11 protein-coding genes are annotated in these 14,658 nt (G+C 35.6%); 7 read left to right on the top strand and 4 right to left on the bottom strand.

Annotation, left to right across the window (positions count from 1 at the left end; genetic code table 11):
* Nucleotides 1-4 precede the first annotated feature (4 nt).
* Nucleotides 5-514, top strand: coding sequence for a GNAT family N-acetyltransferase (locus ACIQ1E_RS03640; RefSeq protein WP_396168778.1), 510 nt, complete (start codon nucleotides 5-7; stop codon nucleotides 512-514).
* 6 nt (nucleotides 515-520) lie between these two features.
* On the opposite strand, the gene ACIQ1E_RS03635 is transcribed toward ACIQ1E_RS03640, so the two are convergent.
* Nucleotides 521-1,369 (bottom strand): NAD(P)H-hydrate dehydratase, encoded by an 849-nt coding sequence (locus ACIQ1E_RS03635; protein ID WP_396168777.1) that lies wholly within the window; start codon nucleotides 1,367-1,369, stop codon nucleotides 521-523.
* A gap of 204 nt (nucleotides 1,370-1,573) precedes the next feature.
* Between ACIQ1E_RS03635 and gcvT the strand changes: the two genes are divergently transcribed.
* The 4 genes from gcvT to ACIQ1E_RS03615 all read left to right on the top strand — a co-directional run bounded on the left by gcvT (nucleotide 1,574) and on the right by ACIQ1E_RS03615 (nucleotide 8,206).
* Complete coding sequence (gene gcvT, locus ACIQ1E_RS03630) at nucleotides 1,574-2,656, top strand: glycine cleavage system aminomethyltransferase GcvT (RefSeq protein ID WP_396168775.1); 1,083 nt, start codon at nucleotides 1,574-1,576, stop codon at nucleotides 2,654-2,656.
* A 118-nt stretch (nucleotides 2,657-2,774) separates the two neighbouring features.
* Complete coding sequence (locus ACIQ1E_RS03625; protein ID WP_396168773.1) at nucleotides 2,775-4,814, top strand: carboxy terminal-processing peptidase; 2,040 nt, start codon at nucleotides 2,775-2,777, stop codon at nucleotides 4,812-4,814.
* Nucleotides 4,815-4,925: 111 nt separating this feature from the next.
* Nucleotides 4,926-5,636 (top strand): YebC/PmpR family DNA-binding transcriptional regulator, encoded by a 711-nt coding sequence (locus tag ACIQ1E_RS03620; RefSeq protein WP_396168771.1) that lies wholly within the window; start codon nucleotides 4,926-4,928, stop codon nucleotides 5,634-5,636.
* Between the two features lie 497 nt (nucleotides 5,637-6,133).
* Nucleotides 6,134-8,206: a hypothetical protein gene (locus ACIQ1E_RS03615; protein ID WP_396168770.1), complete on the top strand. Its 2,073-nt coding sequence runs from the start codon at nucleotides 6,134-6,136 to the stop codon at nucleotides 8,204-8,206.
* A gap of 211 nt (nucleotides 8,207-8,417) precedes the next feature.
* Here ACIQ1E_RS03615 and ACIQ1E_RS03610 read toward each other — a convergent pair whose 3' ends face one another.
* Together ACIQ1E_RS03610 and ACIQ1E_RS03605 are read right to left on the bottom strand one after the other, a co-directional pair.
* A complete protein-coding gene (locus ACIQ1E_RS03610; protein WP_396168768.1) occupies nucleotides 8,418-9,458 on the bottom strand; it encodes a PLP-dependent cysteine synthase family protein in 1,041 nt (346 codons plus the stop codon).
* 72 nt (nucleotides 9,459-9,530) lie between these two features.
* Nucleotides 9,531-11,591: a S9 family peptidase gene (locus ACIQ1E_RS03605; RefSeq protein ID WP_396168767.1), complete on the bottom strand. Its 2,061-nt coding sequence runs from the start codon at nucleotides 11,589-11,591 to the stop codon at nucleotides 9,531-9,533.
* Nucleotides 11,592-11,734: 143 nt separating this feature from the next.
* On the opposite strand from ACIQ1E_RS03605, the gene ACIQ1E_RS03600 reads away from it, so the two are divergent.
* Nucleotides 11,735-12,055, top strand: coding sequence for a YbaB/EbfC family nucleoid-associated protein (locus ACIQ1E_RS03600; protein ID WP_396168765.1), 321 nt, complete (start codon nucleotides 11,735-11,737; stop codon nucleotides 12,053-12,055).
* Nucleotides 12,056-12,106: 51 nt separating this feature from the next.
* On the opposite strand, the gene ACIQ1E_RS03595 is transcribed toward ACIQ1E_RS03600, so the two are convergent.
* Complete coding sequence (locus ACIQ1E_RS03595) at nucleotides 12,107-13,126, bottom strand: threonine aldolase family protein (RefSeq protein ID WP_396168764.1); 1,020 nt, start codon at nucleotides 13,124-13,126, stop codon at nucleotides 12,107-12,109.
* A gap of 89 nt (nucleotides 13,127-13,215) precedes the next feature.
* On the opposite strand from ACIQ1E_RS03595, the gene prfB reads away from it, so the two are divergent.
* A protein-coding gene (gene prfB / locus ACIQ1E_RS03590; protein WP_396168762.1) for a peptide chain release factor 2 occupies nucleotides 13,216-14,314 on the top strand; the annotation gives its coding sequence in 2 pieces (ribosomal slippage) (nucleotides 13,216-13,278 and nucleotides 13,280-14,314; 1,098 coding nt in all).
* Nucleotides 14,315-14,658: the final 344 nt, after the last annotated feature.

Here is a 14,658-nt window from a genome sequence, read left to right as displayed (position 1 = left end):
CTTTATGATTACGAAAGCAACTATCGAAGACGTTTCTGCATTAAATAAACTAATTAATTCAGCTTATCGTGGGGAATCATCAAAAAAAGGATGGACTACTGAAGCCAATATTTTAGAAGGAAAGAGAACTACCGAGGATGAGTTAAGAGCAATTATCCAAGACCCAAAAAACACTATTCTAAAATATACGGAAAACAATCAAATTATTGGTTGTGTTTTATTGAAAGAAAAAGAAAATGAACTGTATTTAGGAATGCTGACCGTTTCTCCTGAGTTGCAAAATAGCGGTGTTGGAAAAAAGTTAATGCAAGAAGCTGAAGTTTTTGCTTTGGCGTTAGGGCTATATAAAATTGTAATGACGGTAATTACGGTCCGTGCAGAATTAATTTCGTGGTACAAACGCAAGGGCTTTGTTGATACTGGACTGAGAGAACCTTTTCCGGTGAGCGAGGTTTTTAGTCAAACTTCGAATGAACCTTTGGAATTTATGGTATTAGAAAAAAGAATTCAATAGCTACCATTACTTCTCCAAACTCAAATAGGCTTTCCCAATATTATCGACAATATCCGAAGCTATAAAAGCTTGATAACCCATTTCTGGCAAAGCAATATCTGCAGTTAACCCATGAAGGTAAACTCCAATAATGGCAGCATCAATAGGCTCGTAAGATTGCGCTAATAAACTTGTAATCATACCTGTCAATACATCGCCAGTTCCAGCTGTGGCCAAAGCAGCATTTCCAGTAGTATTTTTATAAATAGTATCGCCATCAATAATATAAGTTGGCGCACCTTTCATTACCACAATAAGACTGTTTTGTTTTGAAAAGGCAATCGTTCTTTCGAATTTATCTTCCTCAGAATCCCATTTCCCTATTAGTCGTTCCAATTCTTTTTGATGTGGCGTAAAAATAGTTTTTTTAGGTAAAAAAGTCAGCCATTCTTTATTTTGTGCCATAATATTCAATCCGTCTGCATCAATCACCAGCGGAACTGTATTGGTTTTTATGAACCGATGAATCGCTGTATGAGTTTCGATATCCTGCCCAATTCCAGGTCCAATTCCGATGGCTTGTGGAACAAAATTAAAAATTATTTTAGAAATGTATTTTACTGCAATATCCGTCAAAACCATAACTTCAGGATTGGAAATTTGCAAAATTCGATAGCCACAACGCGGCAAAAAAACGGTTACTAATCCACAACCTGTTTTCAAACATGCTTTAGAAGCCAAGGTCATTGCTCCTATTTTTCCGTAACTACCTCCTATTAGTAATGCATGTCCTTGAATTCCTTTATGAGTATGCTCATTTATGGGTTTATATCTGCTTAGAATTTCAGTTTTGTCGAGGGAAATAAAGGCTTTCATTTAATCAATTTTGTACGTTAAAAATACAAAAAATAATTCAAAAATCTTACTAATTTTATAGTTAAATACTTCATCCAGATTAGAATAAATAAAGTCACAAACAAACTATAAAAATTATCGATAAAAAAATAGTCGCTCAAAAAACCTTTGTCACTCCATAAATAATCAATAAATTAGCCACTTATAATTTTATGTCAATCGACCATGAAAAATACTGCGCTAACGCACATACACGAGAGTTTGGGAGCAAAAATGCTTCCGTTTGCCGGATACAATATGCCGATTTTATATGAAGGTGTTAATGCAGAACACGAGGTGGTTCGCAACGCTGTAGGTGTTTTTGATGTTTCCCATATGGGCGAATTCTTGCTTTCTGGACCAAATGCTTTAGGTTTGATTCAAAAAGTAACATCAAACGATGCTGCGACTTTGACCATCGGCCTCGCACAATATTCTTGTTTACCAAATAATGATGGCGGTATTGTAGATGATTTATTGGTTTACAAAATAAAAGAGGAACAATATCTATTGGTAGTCAATGCTTCAAATATAGACAAAGATTGGAATTGGATTTCTGCTCAGAACGATTTGGGTGTTGAGATGAAAAACCTTTCAGATGACTATTCGCTATTGGCTATTCAAGGACCAAAAGCAGTCGAAGCAATGCAAGCGTTGACTTCAGTCGATTTATCTGCAATCGCTTATTATCATTTTGAAGTTGGGGATTTTGCAGGAATCGAGCACGTAATCATTTCAGCTACAGGTTATACAGGTTCAGGAGGTTTTGAAATCTATTGCAAAAATGCCGAAGTCGAACAAATTTGGAACAAAGTTTTCGAAGCAGGAGCTGCTTTCGGAATAAAGCCAATTGGCCTGGCTGCCCGTGATACTTTGCGCTTAGAAATGGGATTTTGTTTGTATGGAAACGACATCAACGATACCACTTCTCCTCTTGAAGCAGGATTGGGTTGGATTACTAAATTCACGAAAGAATTTACCAATTCCGAAAACTTGAAAAAACAAAAAGAAGCGGGTGTTTCAAGAAAATTAGTTGCCTTCGAAATGCAAGAACGCGCTGTACCAAGACATGATTATGAAATAGTGGACGCGGTTGGTAATGTCATTGGAATCGTAACATCTGGAACAATGTCGCCTTCTATGAATGTTGGAATTGGTTTAGGCTACGTTACTACCGAAAACAGCGCCATTGATAGTACCATTTTTATCAGAATCAGAAAAAATGACGTTCCGGCCAAATTGGTAAAATTGCCTTTTTATAAGAAATAATAATTCTATACCGCTAGGAATCAACCGCTATTTCGCAGATTAAACAACAACAAAACGGACTAAAAAAATCTGCGAATCTGCGGTATATTTGTTTTTTATAGTATTCATAGACACACATATGAGAAAGTTTTCATTCCTACTCTTTTTATCGACATTTTCTCTATTTGCTCAAAATAGCTCCAAAACCTGTGAATTACTTTCCAAAATCAATACCCTGATTCAACGTGAACATTACCATCCAAAACCAGTTGACGACAGTTTATCGGTCTATGTTTTTGACAGTTTTATGGATGGCTTAGACGATAACAGAAACTTATTTACCAAAACGGAATACGAAAAACTCTCCAAACACAGACTCAATATCGATAATTATATTATCCAAAATGATTGTTCATTTATGAATGATTTTGTCTCGATGTATCAATTTGCTTTAGAAAGAAAGAAAAATATTCTTGAAAAAATACGTCCTGAAGTCCTAGATTACAATGGCAAAGACACCGTGAGATTTTCGAAAAAACGGTTTCCGTTCGAATTAGAATCAAAGGATTTTGAGCGCGTTTGGAAAAAAAGAATGAAGTTTGATATTCTAGAGGACATATCAAAAATAAGCCCCAATTTGGATTCTCTCAACCAAAATTTTTTCAAACTGGAAAAAATAGCAAAGGCAAAAATATTCGACAATAACATTTGCAAAATAAGCAATATTCTTGAAAGTAAAAGCGGTATTGGCTCTAGCCTTCAAAATGATTTATTGAATATTTTCTGTACTTATTTTGACCCTCATACCAATTACTTTTCGCAGGACGCCAGATCCAGTTTTATGTCAAATTTAACCACCAGCGGCTTGTCCTTGGGGCTCAATGTGACGCTCAACGAAAAAGAAGAAATTGTTATAGACGAAATAGTACCTGGAGGGCCAGCAGCTCGTTCCAAGAAGTTCGACAAAGAAGATATAATTTTAAAAGTAGCCAATAAAAATGGAGACTCGTATTTGGTGTCTTGCTCTTCATTGGAAAAAATTGGTGAGTTAATATTTTCGGAGTCTAATGAGGAAATCGAGTTGACTATTCAAAAGAAAAACGGAAACATTCTGGATGTCATTCTCAAAAAACAAGTAATGAAGGCTACTGCAAATGCCGTTACCAGCTTCATAGTCGAAAAAGGAATCAAAACGGGATACATCAACATTCCAAATTTTTATTCCGATTTTGATGGCTTTAGCATTCAAGGTTGCGCCAACGATGTGTATAACGAAGTTTTAAAACTCAACCAAGACAAAATTCAAGGTTTAGTCATAGACCTTAGAGATAATGGCGGCGGTTCGATGGAAGAAGCTATAAAATTGGCCGGTTTATTAATCGATTATGGACCCTTATCCGTTATTGTAAATAGCAGAAAAAAGCAAACTATCCTGAAAGATTACAATCGCGGAAGCGCTTATTATGGTCCAATTATTATTTTGATAAATGGAAATTCAGCTTCGGCAAGTGAGTTTTTTACTGGTGCCATGCAAGATTACAATCGCGCTATTGTTGCAGGGAGTACCTCATTGGGAAAAGCATCTATGCAAACAATAGTGACTTTGGATAATAATCAGCAAGATTTTGTGAAATTATCATTGGAAAAATTCTACCGAGTTACAGGCGATAGCAATCAAATAAAAGGTATTATTCCAGATATTACTTTTCCAATATTATTAGACAGTGTTAGCCCTCGTGAATCGAGTTACAAAACGGCTTTGAAATACGATCAAATTAATTCCAAAGCTAGATTTTCTCCGTTTAGAAAAGATTACTATCCCCAAATAATTGACCAAAGCAGTACTCGAACTAAAAACAATGCCTTGTTCAATGAAATTATTGCCACAAATAAAGAAATCAATGCACTTTACTCTGGTTCGAAAGCACCTCTTCCAATCACTTTTAAAAATGTGTTTAATGATGTTCACGAAATCGACACGCTGTGGAAAAAAGTAAAGAAGATCGCGGCGACCGAAACTCCCTGTATTGTTTCTAACAATTCCTACGATAAAGTAAAATTGAATTCTGACGAGTACCTGCAGGAAATAAATAATTATAAAATGAAAGACCTCAAAACCAATCCTTATATAGAGGAAGCCGTTAATATCCTAAATGACATAATTAATTACGGAAAATAAACTTGGTTTCTTGCGGTTGGTGCCAATCTCTTGGGAGTTATAAATATGAAAAAACATTTGAAAAAATAACTAATAACTGTATTTTTGCAGTTCAAAAATTAAAATTTAGCAATGGGAAGAGCGTTTGAGTTCAGAAAAGGAAGAAAAATGAAACGTTGGTCGGCAATGGCCAAAGCATTTACCAGAATTGGAAAAGATATTGTAATGGCCGTTAAGGAAGGTGGACCAAATCCTGACGCCAATTCTAGATTAAGAGCTGTAATACAAAATGCCAAGGCAGCGAATATGCCTAAAGATAATGTTGAACGCGCCATCAAGAAAGCAACTGATAAAGACACAGCAAATTATAAAGAAGTATTGTTCGAAGGATACGCACCACACGGAATTGCCTTATTGATCGAAACTGCAACTGATAACAATAACAGAACTGTTGCCAATGTTCGAAGTTATTTCAACAAATGCAACGGTACACTGGGAACACAAGGCTCTGTTGAGTTTATGTTTGACCATACTTGTAATTTCCGTATTCCGGCTACTGGAATTGATCCTGAAGAGTTAGAACTAGAATTAATCGATTTTGGAGCTGAAGAGGTTTTTGAAGACGAAGATGGTATCTTAATTTACGCTCCTTTTAATAGCTTTGGAACCATTCAAAAAGAATTAGAAAACAGACAAATAGAAATTCTTTCTTCTGGTTTTGAGCGAATTCCTCAAATCACAAAAAAATTAACCGAAGCTGAAATGGCCGACGTTGAAAAACTAATCGAAAAAATGGAAGAAGATGATGACGTGATGAACGTATATCATACTATGGAGGAGTAATCCTCATTCAGAATGCAATATAAAAAGTCTCTTCAAAAAAGAGGCTTTTTTTATATTTACTTACGTCAAATTATTTAATGTATGCGATTTCACAATTATCTTCCTGTTAAAGTAAGATAAGAAAAAACTGCGGAACTTTAATTACTTGCCCAACGATAAGGCAACGAACAAATTAAATGATGCGCGTACCCGATTTACAATAGCTTGCACAAGTGATTTTTTAACTGTAATTTTAGATTTTGTAAAGGGTAAGATCTCTGAAAGTAGTATTAATTGAGTACGAAATGCTCAAAACGAAGCTTCCTCATATATTTGAAATTAGACCCCGTTACCAGAAAGCTGATCAAATGAAATGGGCGCATCACGCTGGCAATAATTATTGCGTAAATAGACGATAATCGAGTTACTTTCTTTACAAAATAACTTTAAATTTGATTGTCAATAAAATTACATTAGAAATGACTTTATTCTATGAAAGTCAATAAATTAAAACGCTTATGACAAATAACATACTTATTGAAAATCAATACAAAAGAACCAGTTTGTTTGAAAAAGAGAATGTGAATTATTTGGTTCGTGTTTTAAAGAGATTTAATACAGTACCCAAAATAAACAATATCAAAATCATCACGTCTACAACCGAACCTGATATTTTTAAAATTGTTCCCAACAAATCTATCGTAATTGGCACATCGTTTTTAAGTAAACCTGCATTAGCATTAGTTTATTTAAGATACGGTATCGAATGGCAACTTTGGTACAAAGCCTTAAATAGTGAAAAGCACAATACTGCTATTTGTGATTTGGCTGCATTTGAGGTGACTAAGATATTCTATAAGTTATTACCGAAGGATGACAAAGAAAAATTAAAAAACCTCGATTATTTTTTGATTAATTTAATTAAAAACGATACCACTTTTAGTATTGAAACTATAGTAAACCATACCGAGCTAAAATCATTACACGGATTAAACAACACCAACAAAGAGTTTAATGAGTCTTGGGAAACCATTATTGAAAATCTGGCCAAACCAACCGAGTATTTGTTGATGGACGGTGGAGATCTTAGATTAAATATTGACGAAATTGATTTGCTAAACAAATACGGTTGCCGTCCATTCCCGAGACCGGAGGCTTTTACATTTTCCTCGTCGACTGCAACTAGTGTTTCTAATTTCGCTTTCGACAAAACGGATAAAGTTAGAAGCATCCTAATCCGAAACAGTTTGAAAAATGGATTCAAAAACGCCACTATTGAATTCTCTGAATTATTAAAAAACAACCTTAAAAAAATATTCAAACTTAGTGAGGAATCTGAAATAATTTTTTCACCCTCAGGAACCGATTCTTCTTTGCAAATAGCTGCGATTACTCAGATTTTTACCGATAAAGAAATTACACACGTTTTGGTAGCCTCGGATGAGACGGGCAGCGGGGTAGCATCGGCATTAAAAGGATGTCATTTCGAAAACACGACAGCTTTAAGTTTCCCAGTGAAAAAAGGAGATGGAATTGAAGGATTCAGGGATGTCGATTTGATCAAAATCCCATTTAGAGATAAAAATGGCGCGTTAAAATCCCCTCAACAATTAGATGAGGAAGTTTATGATGCCATTTACAAAACCAATGAACAAGGCAGGCATATTGTGTTGCATACGATGGATCAATCCAAATTAGGATACCAATCACCGAGTGACGAATTAATCAAAAAACTGAATAAACTCCCTAAGGTATCCATACAAATAATTGTAGATGCATCGCAACTGAGATTAGATCCAAGCGATATTCAACATTATTTAAACAAAGGCTATAGCGTAACCATAACTGGCAGCAAATACTTTACAGGGCCTCCCTATTCTGGTGCATTATTACTCCCTAAAAACGTTAGCAAAGTACTTAATTCTGTCAAGAAATCTTTACCTGCAGGCTTAACCCAATACTACAATCATTCGGATTGGCCCATTTCTTGGTTTTGCTCAAATGCTTTATCTGATGGCTATAATTATGGTTCCTATATGCGTTGGTATGCGGCTATGTTTGAAATGGATCGCTATTATAAAACTCCCATTCTGTATCGAAATATGGGTATTGAAATGTTTTGCAATTTTGTTGAAGACTCGATAAACGATGCCTCATTTTTGGAACCAATTTATGGCAACGAAACCAAAACCAATAGTTACTCTAGTAAAGAATTCGGTATTAGAAATATCCGTACCATTTTCCCTTTCTTTATTCTTAAAAACAATGAAGTACTGTCGGTTGACAAAGTAAAAAAACTCTACACCCTATTAAATTCTGATCTATCAAATCAATTTGAAGCTGCTCCCTTGGAAATTATTAGGTTGGCTGCTCAAAAATGCCATATAGGACAAGCTGTAGAAGTAAAATATGATACTAAAATTGAAAGCGCAGTTTTAAGAATTAGCCTTGGAGCTAGAGTTATCTCTGACAGTTGGGTAAATAGAGATATTAGTCTCTTCTTTAGAAATATTGAAGCCCAAATGAATCAAATTACAATCATTATCAAAAAAATAGAATTAATTCTCAATACTCCAGAACTGCTGAATTAGATTTGAAACAGTTATAAAATAGCCCAATAATAAAAGACTATTTGTCACTCCGTAGGATTCTCAATGCACGAGAGCAGGGACGCTTCACAGCGTGACAAACGTAGTGGTTAGATTGGATAAAATATAATAATGCTTGGTATTAAAAACCTTAAGCCAAAAAAAGCCCTTTTGATTTCAAAAGGGCTCTTTTATCATTTCTTAATGCTTGTATTTATTTTATGAATTCAATTTTTTGAGCTTCTTCTTCGTTGATACTATCAAAGAAACCTTGTTCATTCATCCAATCATCGCTAAATACTTTGCTCATATAACGAGAACCGTGGTCAGGGAAAATTGCAATTACATTACTAGTTGCGTCAAACTCACCTTCTTCAGCATATTGCTTGATAGCTTGAAGAACTGCTCCCGAAGTATAACCTACAAATAGACCTTCGTTTTTGGCTAATTCTCTTGTTGAATGCGCACTCTCCTCATCGGTAACTTTCATAAACTTGTCGATAACATCGAAATCTGTAGCCGAAGGAATCAGGTTTTTTCCTAAACCTTCAATTCGGTAAGGATAAATTTCTTCGCTATCAAATTCTTTAGTTTCGTGGTATTTTTTCAAAACAGAGCCAAAAGCATCAACACCTAAAATTCTAATATTTGGATTTTTTTCTTTCAAATATTTTGCCGTCCCAGAAATAGTTCCTCCAGTTCCACTGCAAGCAATTAGATGAGTAATTTTACCATTGGTTTGGTTCCAAATTTCCGGACCTGTAGATTTATAATGTGCATCTACATTCAATTGATTGAAATATTGATTGATATAAACTGAACCTTTTGTTTCTTCGTGCAAACGCTTAGCTACATTATAATAAGAACGCTCATCATCAGCAGAAACGTGGGCAGGACAAACATACACTTTTGCTCCTAAGGCTCGTAACATATCAATTTTATCTTTGGAAGATTTTGAAGTAACAGCTAAAATACAATTGTACCCCTTAATTATGCTAACCATTGCTAGACTAAAACCTGTATTTCCCGATGTAGTTTCTATGATTGTGTCGCCTGGACTAAGGATTCCTCTTTTTTCAGCTTCTTCAATAATAAATAAAGCAATTCTATCTTTTGTGGAATGACCTGGATTAAAAGCTTCTACTTTGGCGTAAAAATTTCCTTTTAAATCTTCAGTAACTTTATTTAATTTAATGAGCGGGGTGTTGCCTATTAATTCTAAAATATTATTATAAGCATTAATTTCTTCTTTCATAAAAAAATAGTTAATCAAGGACTCTTTTTTATTCAACCTTAAATCCTTGCAAATCTAACAAAAATATTCTAATTACTTTTCAATTTTCTCTAAATCTAATAAAAAACTGTATTCTTTTGCCAATTCCTTAATAGCTTCAAATCTACCCGAAGCACCTCCGTGACCAGCATCCATATTGGTATCAAGAAATAAAACAGTATCATCTGCTTTTAGGTTTCGCAATTTTGCCACCCATTTCGCTGGTTCCCAATACTGAACCTGCGAATCGTGCAAGCCAGTAGAAACATACATATTAGGGTATTTCTGTTCTTTCACATTATCATAAGGCGAATATGAAGCCATATATTTGTAATATTTTTTAACATTTGGATTTCCCCATTCGTCATATTCTCCTGTTGTAAGTGGAATGCTTTCGTCCAACATTGTGGTAATTACATCAACAAAAGGGACTTGTGCTATAATTCCGTTGTACAATTCTGGCGCTAAATTCACAATTGCTCCCATCAATAAACCACCTGCAGAACCTCCTTCGGCATATAAATGTTCTGGCGAAGTATACTTTTGTTCGATTACAAATTGGGAGCAATCAATAAAATCGGTAAATGTATTTTTCTTCTTCAAAAGCTTGCCGTCTTCGTACCATTGTCTTCCTAAATCTTCCCCACCGCGAATGTGCGCTATAGCAAAAACAAAACCTCGATCTAACAATGACAAACGTGTAGTAGAAAAGGTGGCATCCATTGAATGACCGTAAGAGCCATAAGCATAAAGCAATAACGGGTTACTGCCATCTTTTTTCAATCCTTTTCTGTAAACCATCGAAATGGGCACTTTTGTACCATCTTTGGCAGTAGCCCAAACACGCTCCTCTTCGTAATTATTTTTATCAAATTTCCCACCTAAAACTTGCTGCTCTTTCTTGATTTCTTTGGTTTTGGTCTTCATATTAAAATCAATAACCGAAGATGGTGTGGTCATTGATTGGTACGAATACCGTAAAATATCCGTATTAAAATCAACGTTGGTTGAAGTGTAAGCGGTATAGGTTTCACTTTCGAAAGGCAAATAATACTCGCCTTCTCCGCTCCAAGGCATAATTCTTATTTTATTCAAACCATTGGAACGCTCTTCTACAACAAGAAAATCCTTGAAAATTTCAATATCTTCCAATAAAACATCCTCTCGGTGTGCTACTACCTCTGTCCAATTCTCCTTTGCTGTAGCGGTTTCCAAGGTTTTCATCAACTTGAAATTAGTGGCTTTATCCGCATTGGTCATAATGTAAAAACTGTCACCGTAATGATTGATGCTGTATTCTAAACCTCGAACCCGTTTCTGAAAAACTCTAAATTTCCCATCGGGATTATCCGCTTCTAATATTTGGTATTCGGTTGTCATTGTACTTCCTGACTCAATGGCCAAATATTTTCTAGATTTGGATTTGGCTACCTCAACATTATAGGTTTCATCCTTTTCGAAATAAACCAAAACATCGTCCGCTTGTTTGCTTCCTAATTTATGCTTGAAAATTTTATCTGAGCGCAAAGTAGTTTCATCCTGACTTGAATAGAAAATAGTTTTATTGTCGTTTGCCCAAACCGCATTTCCCGAAACTTTCTCAATTTTATCGGCTAAAATTTTACCCGTTTCTAAATCTTTCACTTGAATATCATATATCCTTCGACCAATGACATCAGTGCTAAAAACAGCTAATTTATTGTCTGGACTGATACTCAAACCGCCTAATTGAAAATAAGATTGTCCTTTTGCCAATTTATTGCAGTCGAACAAAATTTCTTCTTTGGCCGAAAGGCTTTCCTTTTTTCTAGAATAAATAGGATAATTTTTCCCCGTTTCAAATCGGGTAATATAGTAATAGCCGTTGTACAAATAAGGGACCGATTCGTCGTCTTCCTTGATTCTGCTCTTCATTTCCTCAAACAATTCTTTTTGAAAAGCCTTGGTATGAGCCGTCATTTTTTTGTAATAGGCATTTTCTTTCTTCAGATAATCAATGACTTCAGGGTTTTCTCTATCATTCAACCAATAATAATTATCTGTTCTCAGATCACCGAATTTCTCCATCAGTTTCGGAATTATTTTGGCGACTGGCGGTTGAATTTTTTGAGACATTTTTTAAAATTATTTTTTTGAAGTATGCATTACAAAAATAGCACAAAGTCAGTTCAGAATGATTATAAATTTTAATAAAACTTTAATAAATAAGACCTTGCAATATACTAATTTTGCATCGTATAAAACTAAATTTAAAAAAAATGGATTTAATGGGAATGATGGGTAAATTGAAAGAAACCCAACGAAAAATAGAAGAAACAAAATTACGTTTAGATTCGGTTTTAATAGACGAACAAAGCAATGATGGAGCATTGAAGGTAACATTTACCGCCAACGGAAAATTAAAATCCTTATCTATAGCCGATTCTTTATTGGAAGACAAAGAACAATTAGAAGATTATTTGATTGTAACCCTAAACAAAGCCATCGAAAAAGCGGCAAAAGTAAACCAAGCAGAATTGGATGCTGTGGCCAAAGTCGATATGCCAATGATTCCCGGAATGGACGAAATGTTTAAATAAAAAAAGTTAAGCGTTAAGGGTTAAGTGTTATGGGTTAGTAGAACTTGTAATTTACAACTTTTCCAAGGTTTCCAAAACATAACTATGCATCACTTCACGATAGTCTAAATGCGTGACGATACGCAATTTTCCGTGACCCATTGAACTTATAGCAATTCCTTTTTGATGTAATTTTTCCATCACGACTGCCTCACTTACTTGCGGATTCAACGAAAAGATCAAGATATTCGTTTCGATGGGCTCTACTTTGGCAACCCAATTTCTTTTTTCTAAAACGGCTCCTATTTCCTTAGCACGTCTATGATCTTCAGCCAGTCTATCGATATTATTATCTAATGCAAAAATTCCGGCAGCAGCCAAATAGCCCACTTGACGCATTCCGCCACCAAGAATTTTCCGAACTCGCAAAGCCCTGTGAATCGTGGCCTTATCAGCTAGCAAAACGGATCCAATCGGCGCGCCCAAACCTTTTGACAAACAAACTGAAATAGTATCGAATAATTTTCCGTATTCCTGCGGAACATCATTGGTTGCCACCAAAGCATTCCAAATCCTAGCCCCATCCAAATGGAATTTCAAATTATTAGCATCACAAACTTTTCGGATTTTCTTGAACTCTTCAAAATCATAACAAGCTCCTCCTCCTTTGTTGGTCGTGTTTTCGACACAAACCAAACTCGTAAGCGGACTATGGTAGAATTCTGGATCATTAATCGCTCCAGCCACTTGTTCTGCAGTAATCATTCCGCGATTTCCATCTAACAAACAGCAAGAAACCCCACTATTGAAGGATGCCCCTCCGCCTTCATAATTGTAAACGTGTGCCCATTTATCGGCTATTAGCTGTTCGCCAGGTTGCGTATGCAGTTTAATTGCCGTTTGATTGGCCATTGTTCCTGATGGAAAAAAAAGTCCTGCTTCCATCCCAAACATTTCGGCTACTTTAGCTTCCAACTCAATTACTGTTGGATCTTGTTTATAGACATCGTCGCCTACTTCTGCTCGAAACATTGCCCGCAACATTTCCTGCGTTGGCTTAGTTACGGTATCACTGACTAAATTTATTCGCATTGCAATTTTATATTTTATGTTAGCGACGAGTCGAGACTTGCCTCTACCGATATTTTTTCTATTTTTGTGCCACAAAATTACTATAATTTATGACAACTACCGAACAAATAAAAGGTATTGTGGAGCGCCTTGGTGCGTTGAGGAGGTATCTTTGACGTTGATGCCAAACTTATTGAGATTACCAACGAGGAAGAAAAAACCTTGGCTCCCGACTTTTGGAACAATGCCAAGGAAGCCGAAGGGTATGTAAAAACGCTTCGTTCCAAAAAGAAATGGATTGAAGATTACAACAAAGCAGCCGAAATGACTGATGAATTGCAATTGGCTTACGAATTCTACAGAGAAGGCGAACTTACTGTAGAAGAACTCGATGACCAATATCAAATCACTAACAATCATATTGAAGCTATAGAATTCAAAAATATGCTTTCGGATGAAGGTGATACTTTGAGTGCTGTACTGCAAATAACAGCAGGAGCTGGAGGAACCGAAAGTTGTGATTGGGCTTCGATGTTGATGCGAATGTATATGATGTGGGCCGAAAAATCGGGCTACAAATTACGCGAACTCAATTATCAGGAAGGTGATGCGGCAGGTATCAAAACAGTAACTTTAGAAATCGAAGGAGATTATGCTTTTGGCTACCTCAAAGGTGAAAATGGTGTCCATCGACTGGTGCGCATCTCCCCATTTGACAGTAATGCCAAAAGACATACTTCATTTGTTTCAGTTTATGTTTATCCTTTAGTAGACGACACCATAGAAATAGATATAAATCCTGCAGATATAGTTATCACAACGGCTAGATCTAGCGGCGCTGGTGGTCAGAACGTAAATAAAGTAGAGACCAAAGTACAATTGGTACACAAACCTTCTGGAATTCAGATTCAATGTTCGGAAACGCGATCGCAACATGACAATAGAAATCGAGCAATGCAAATGTTGAAATCGCAATTGTATGAAATCGAGCTGAAAAAGCAACAAGAACAACGCTCGGATATTGAGGCTGGGAAGATGAAAATCGAATGGGGTTCTCAAATACGAAATTATGTAATGCAACCCTATAAATTAGTCAAAGACGTTCGCACTGGTTATGAAACTAGTAATGTGGACGGCGTGATGAATGGCGAAATTGATGAATTCCTAAAATCGTTCCTGATGATGATGGGACAACGTGAGGAGGAATAGATTGCAGATTTTAGATTGCAGATTTCAGATTGACTCAAATAAATTAAACCCGATAGGCTTTAAAAACTTATCGGGTTTGTTTTTTAAAGCCGTTTTTACTACAACGTGATAGTACAATTTAGTGTTAAATTATCGCATTTTCAGCTGATTTTCAAGGGAAAACGCACTCTTAATTTCTTTAAATTTATTATGTTTGTCAAAACTACTTTATAATTTAAATATAGGTATAGGCGTTTAGGCCGCCCAAAAACGAAAATAGTATTACCTTTGTCAAATGAGTACAAGGGAGAAATTTATAGGTGTGAATTCAATAACATTTAACAAGCGATTTAAGGAAGATGCAG

The organism is Flavobacterium sp. (assembly GCF_044348915.1).
Classification (GTDB): Bacteria; Bacteroidota; Bacteroidia; order Flavobacteriales; family Flavobacteriaceae; genus Flavobacterium.
This window is presented reverse-complemented; position numbering and strand designations above follow the sequence as displayed.

What these genes read in the sequence shown, in the direction of transcription:
- ACIQ1E_RS03625 (WP_396168773.1), top strand. Translation starts at nt 2,775, where the DNA reads ATGAGAAAGTTTTCATTCCTACTCTTTTTATCGACATTTTCTCTATTT.
- ACIQ1E_RS03600 (WP_396168765.1), top strand. Translation starts at nt 11,735, where the DNA reads ATGGATTTAATGGGAATGATGGGTAAATTGAAAGAAACCCAACGAAAA.
- ACIQ1E_RS03615 (WP_396168770.1), top strand. Translation starts at nt 6,134, where the DNA reads ATGACAAATAACATACTTATTGAAAATCAATACAAAAGAACCAGTTTG.
- ACIQ1E_RS03635 (WP_396168777.1), bottom strand. Translation starts at nt 1,369, where the DNA reads ATGAAAGCCTTTATTTCCCTCGACAAAACTGAAATTCTAAGCAGATAT.
- ACIQ1E_RS03605 (WP_396168767.1), bottom strand. Translation starts at nt 11,591, where the DNA reads ATGTCTCAAAAAATTCAACCGCCAGTCGCCAAAATAATTCCGAAACTG.
- ACIQ1E_RS03595 (WP_396168764.1), bottom strand. Translation starts at nt 13,126, where the DNA reads ATGCGAATAAATTTAGTCAGTGATACCGTAACTAAGCCAACGCAGGAA.
- ACIQ1E_RS03610 (WP_396168768.1), bottom strand. Translation starts at nt 9,458, where the DNA reads ATGAAAGAAGAAATTAATGCTTATAATAATATTTTAGAATTAATAGGC.
- gcvT (WP_396168775.1), top strand. Translation starts at nt 1,574, where the DNA reads ATGAAAAATACTGCGCTAACGCACATACACGAGAGTTTGGGAGCAAAA.
- ACIQ1E_RS03640 (WP_396168778.1), top strand. Translation starts at nt 5, where the DNA reads ATGATTACGAAAGCAACTATCGAAGACGTTTCTGCATTAAATAAACTA.
- ACIQ1E_RS03620 (WP_396168771.1), top strand. Translation starts at nt 4,926, where the DNA reads ATGGGAAGAGCGTTTGAGTTCAGAAAAGGAAGAAAAATGAAACGTTGG.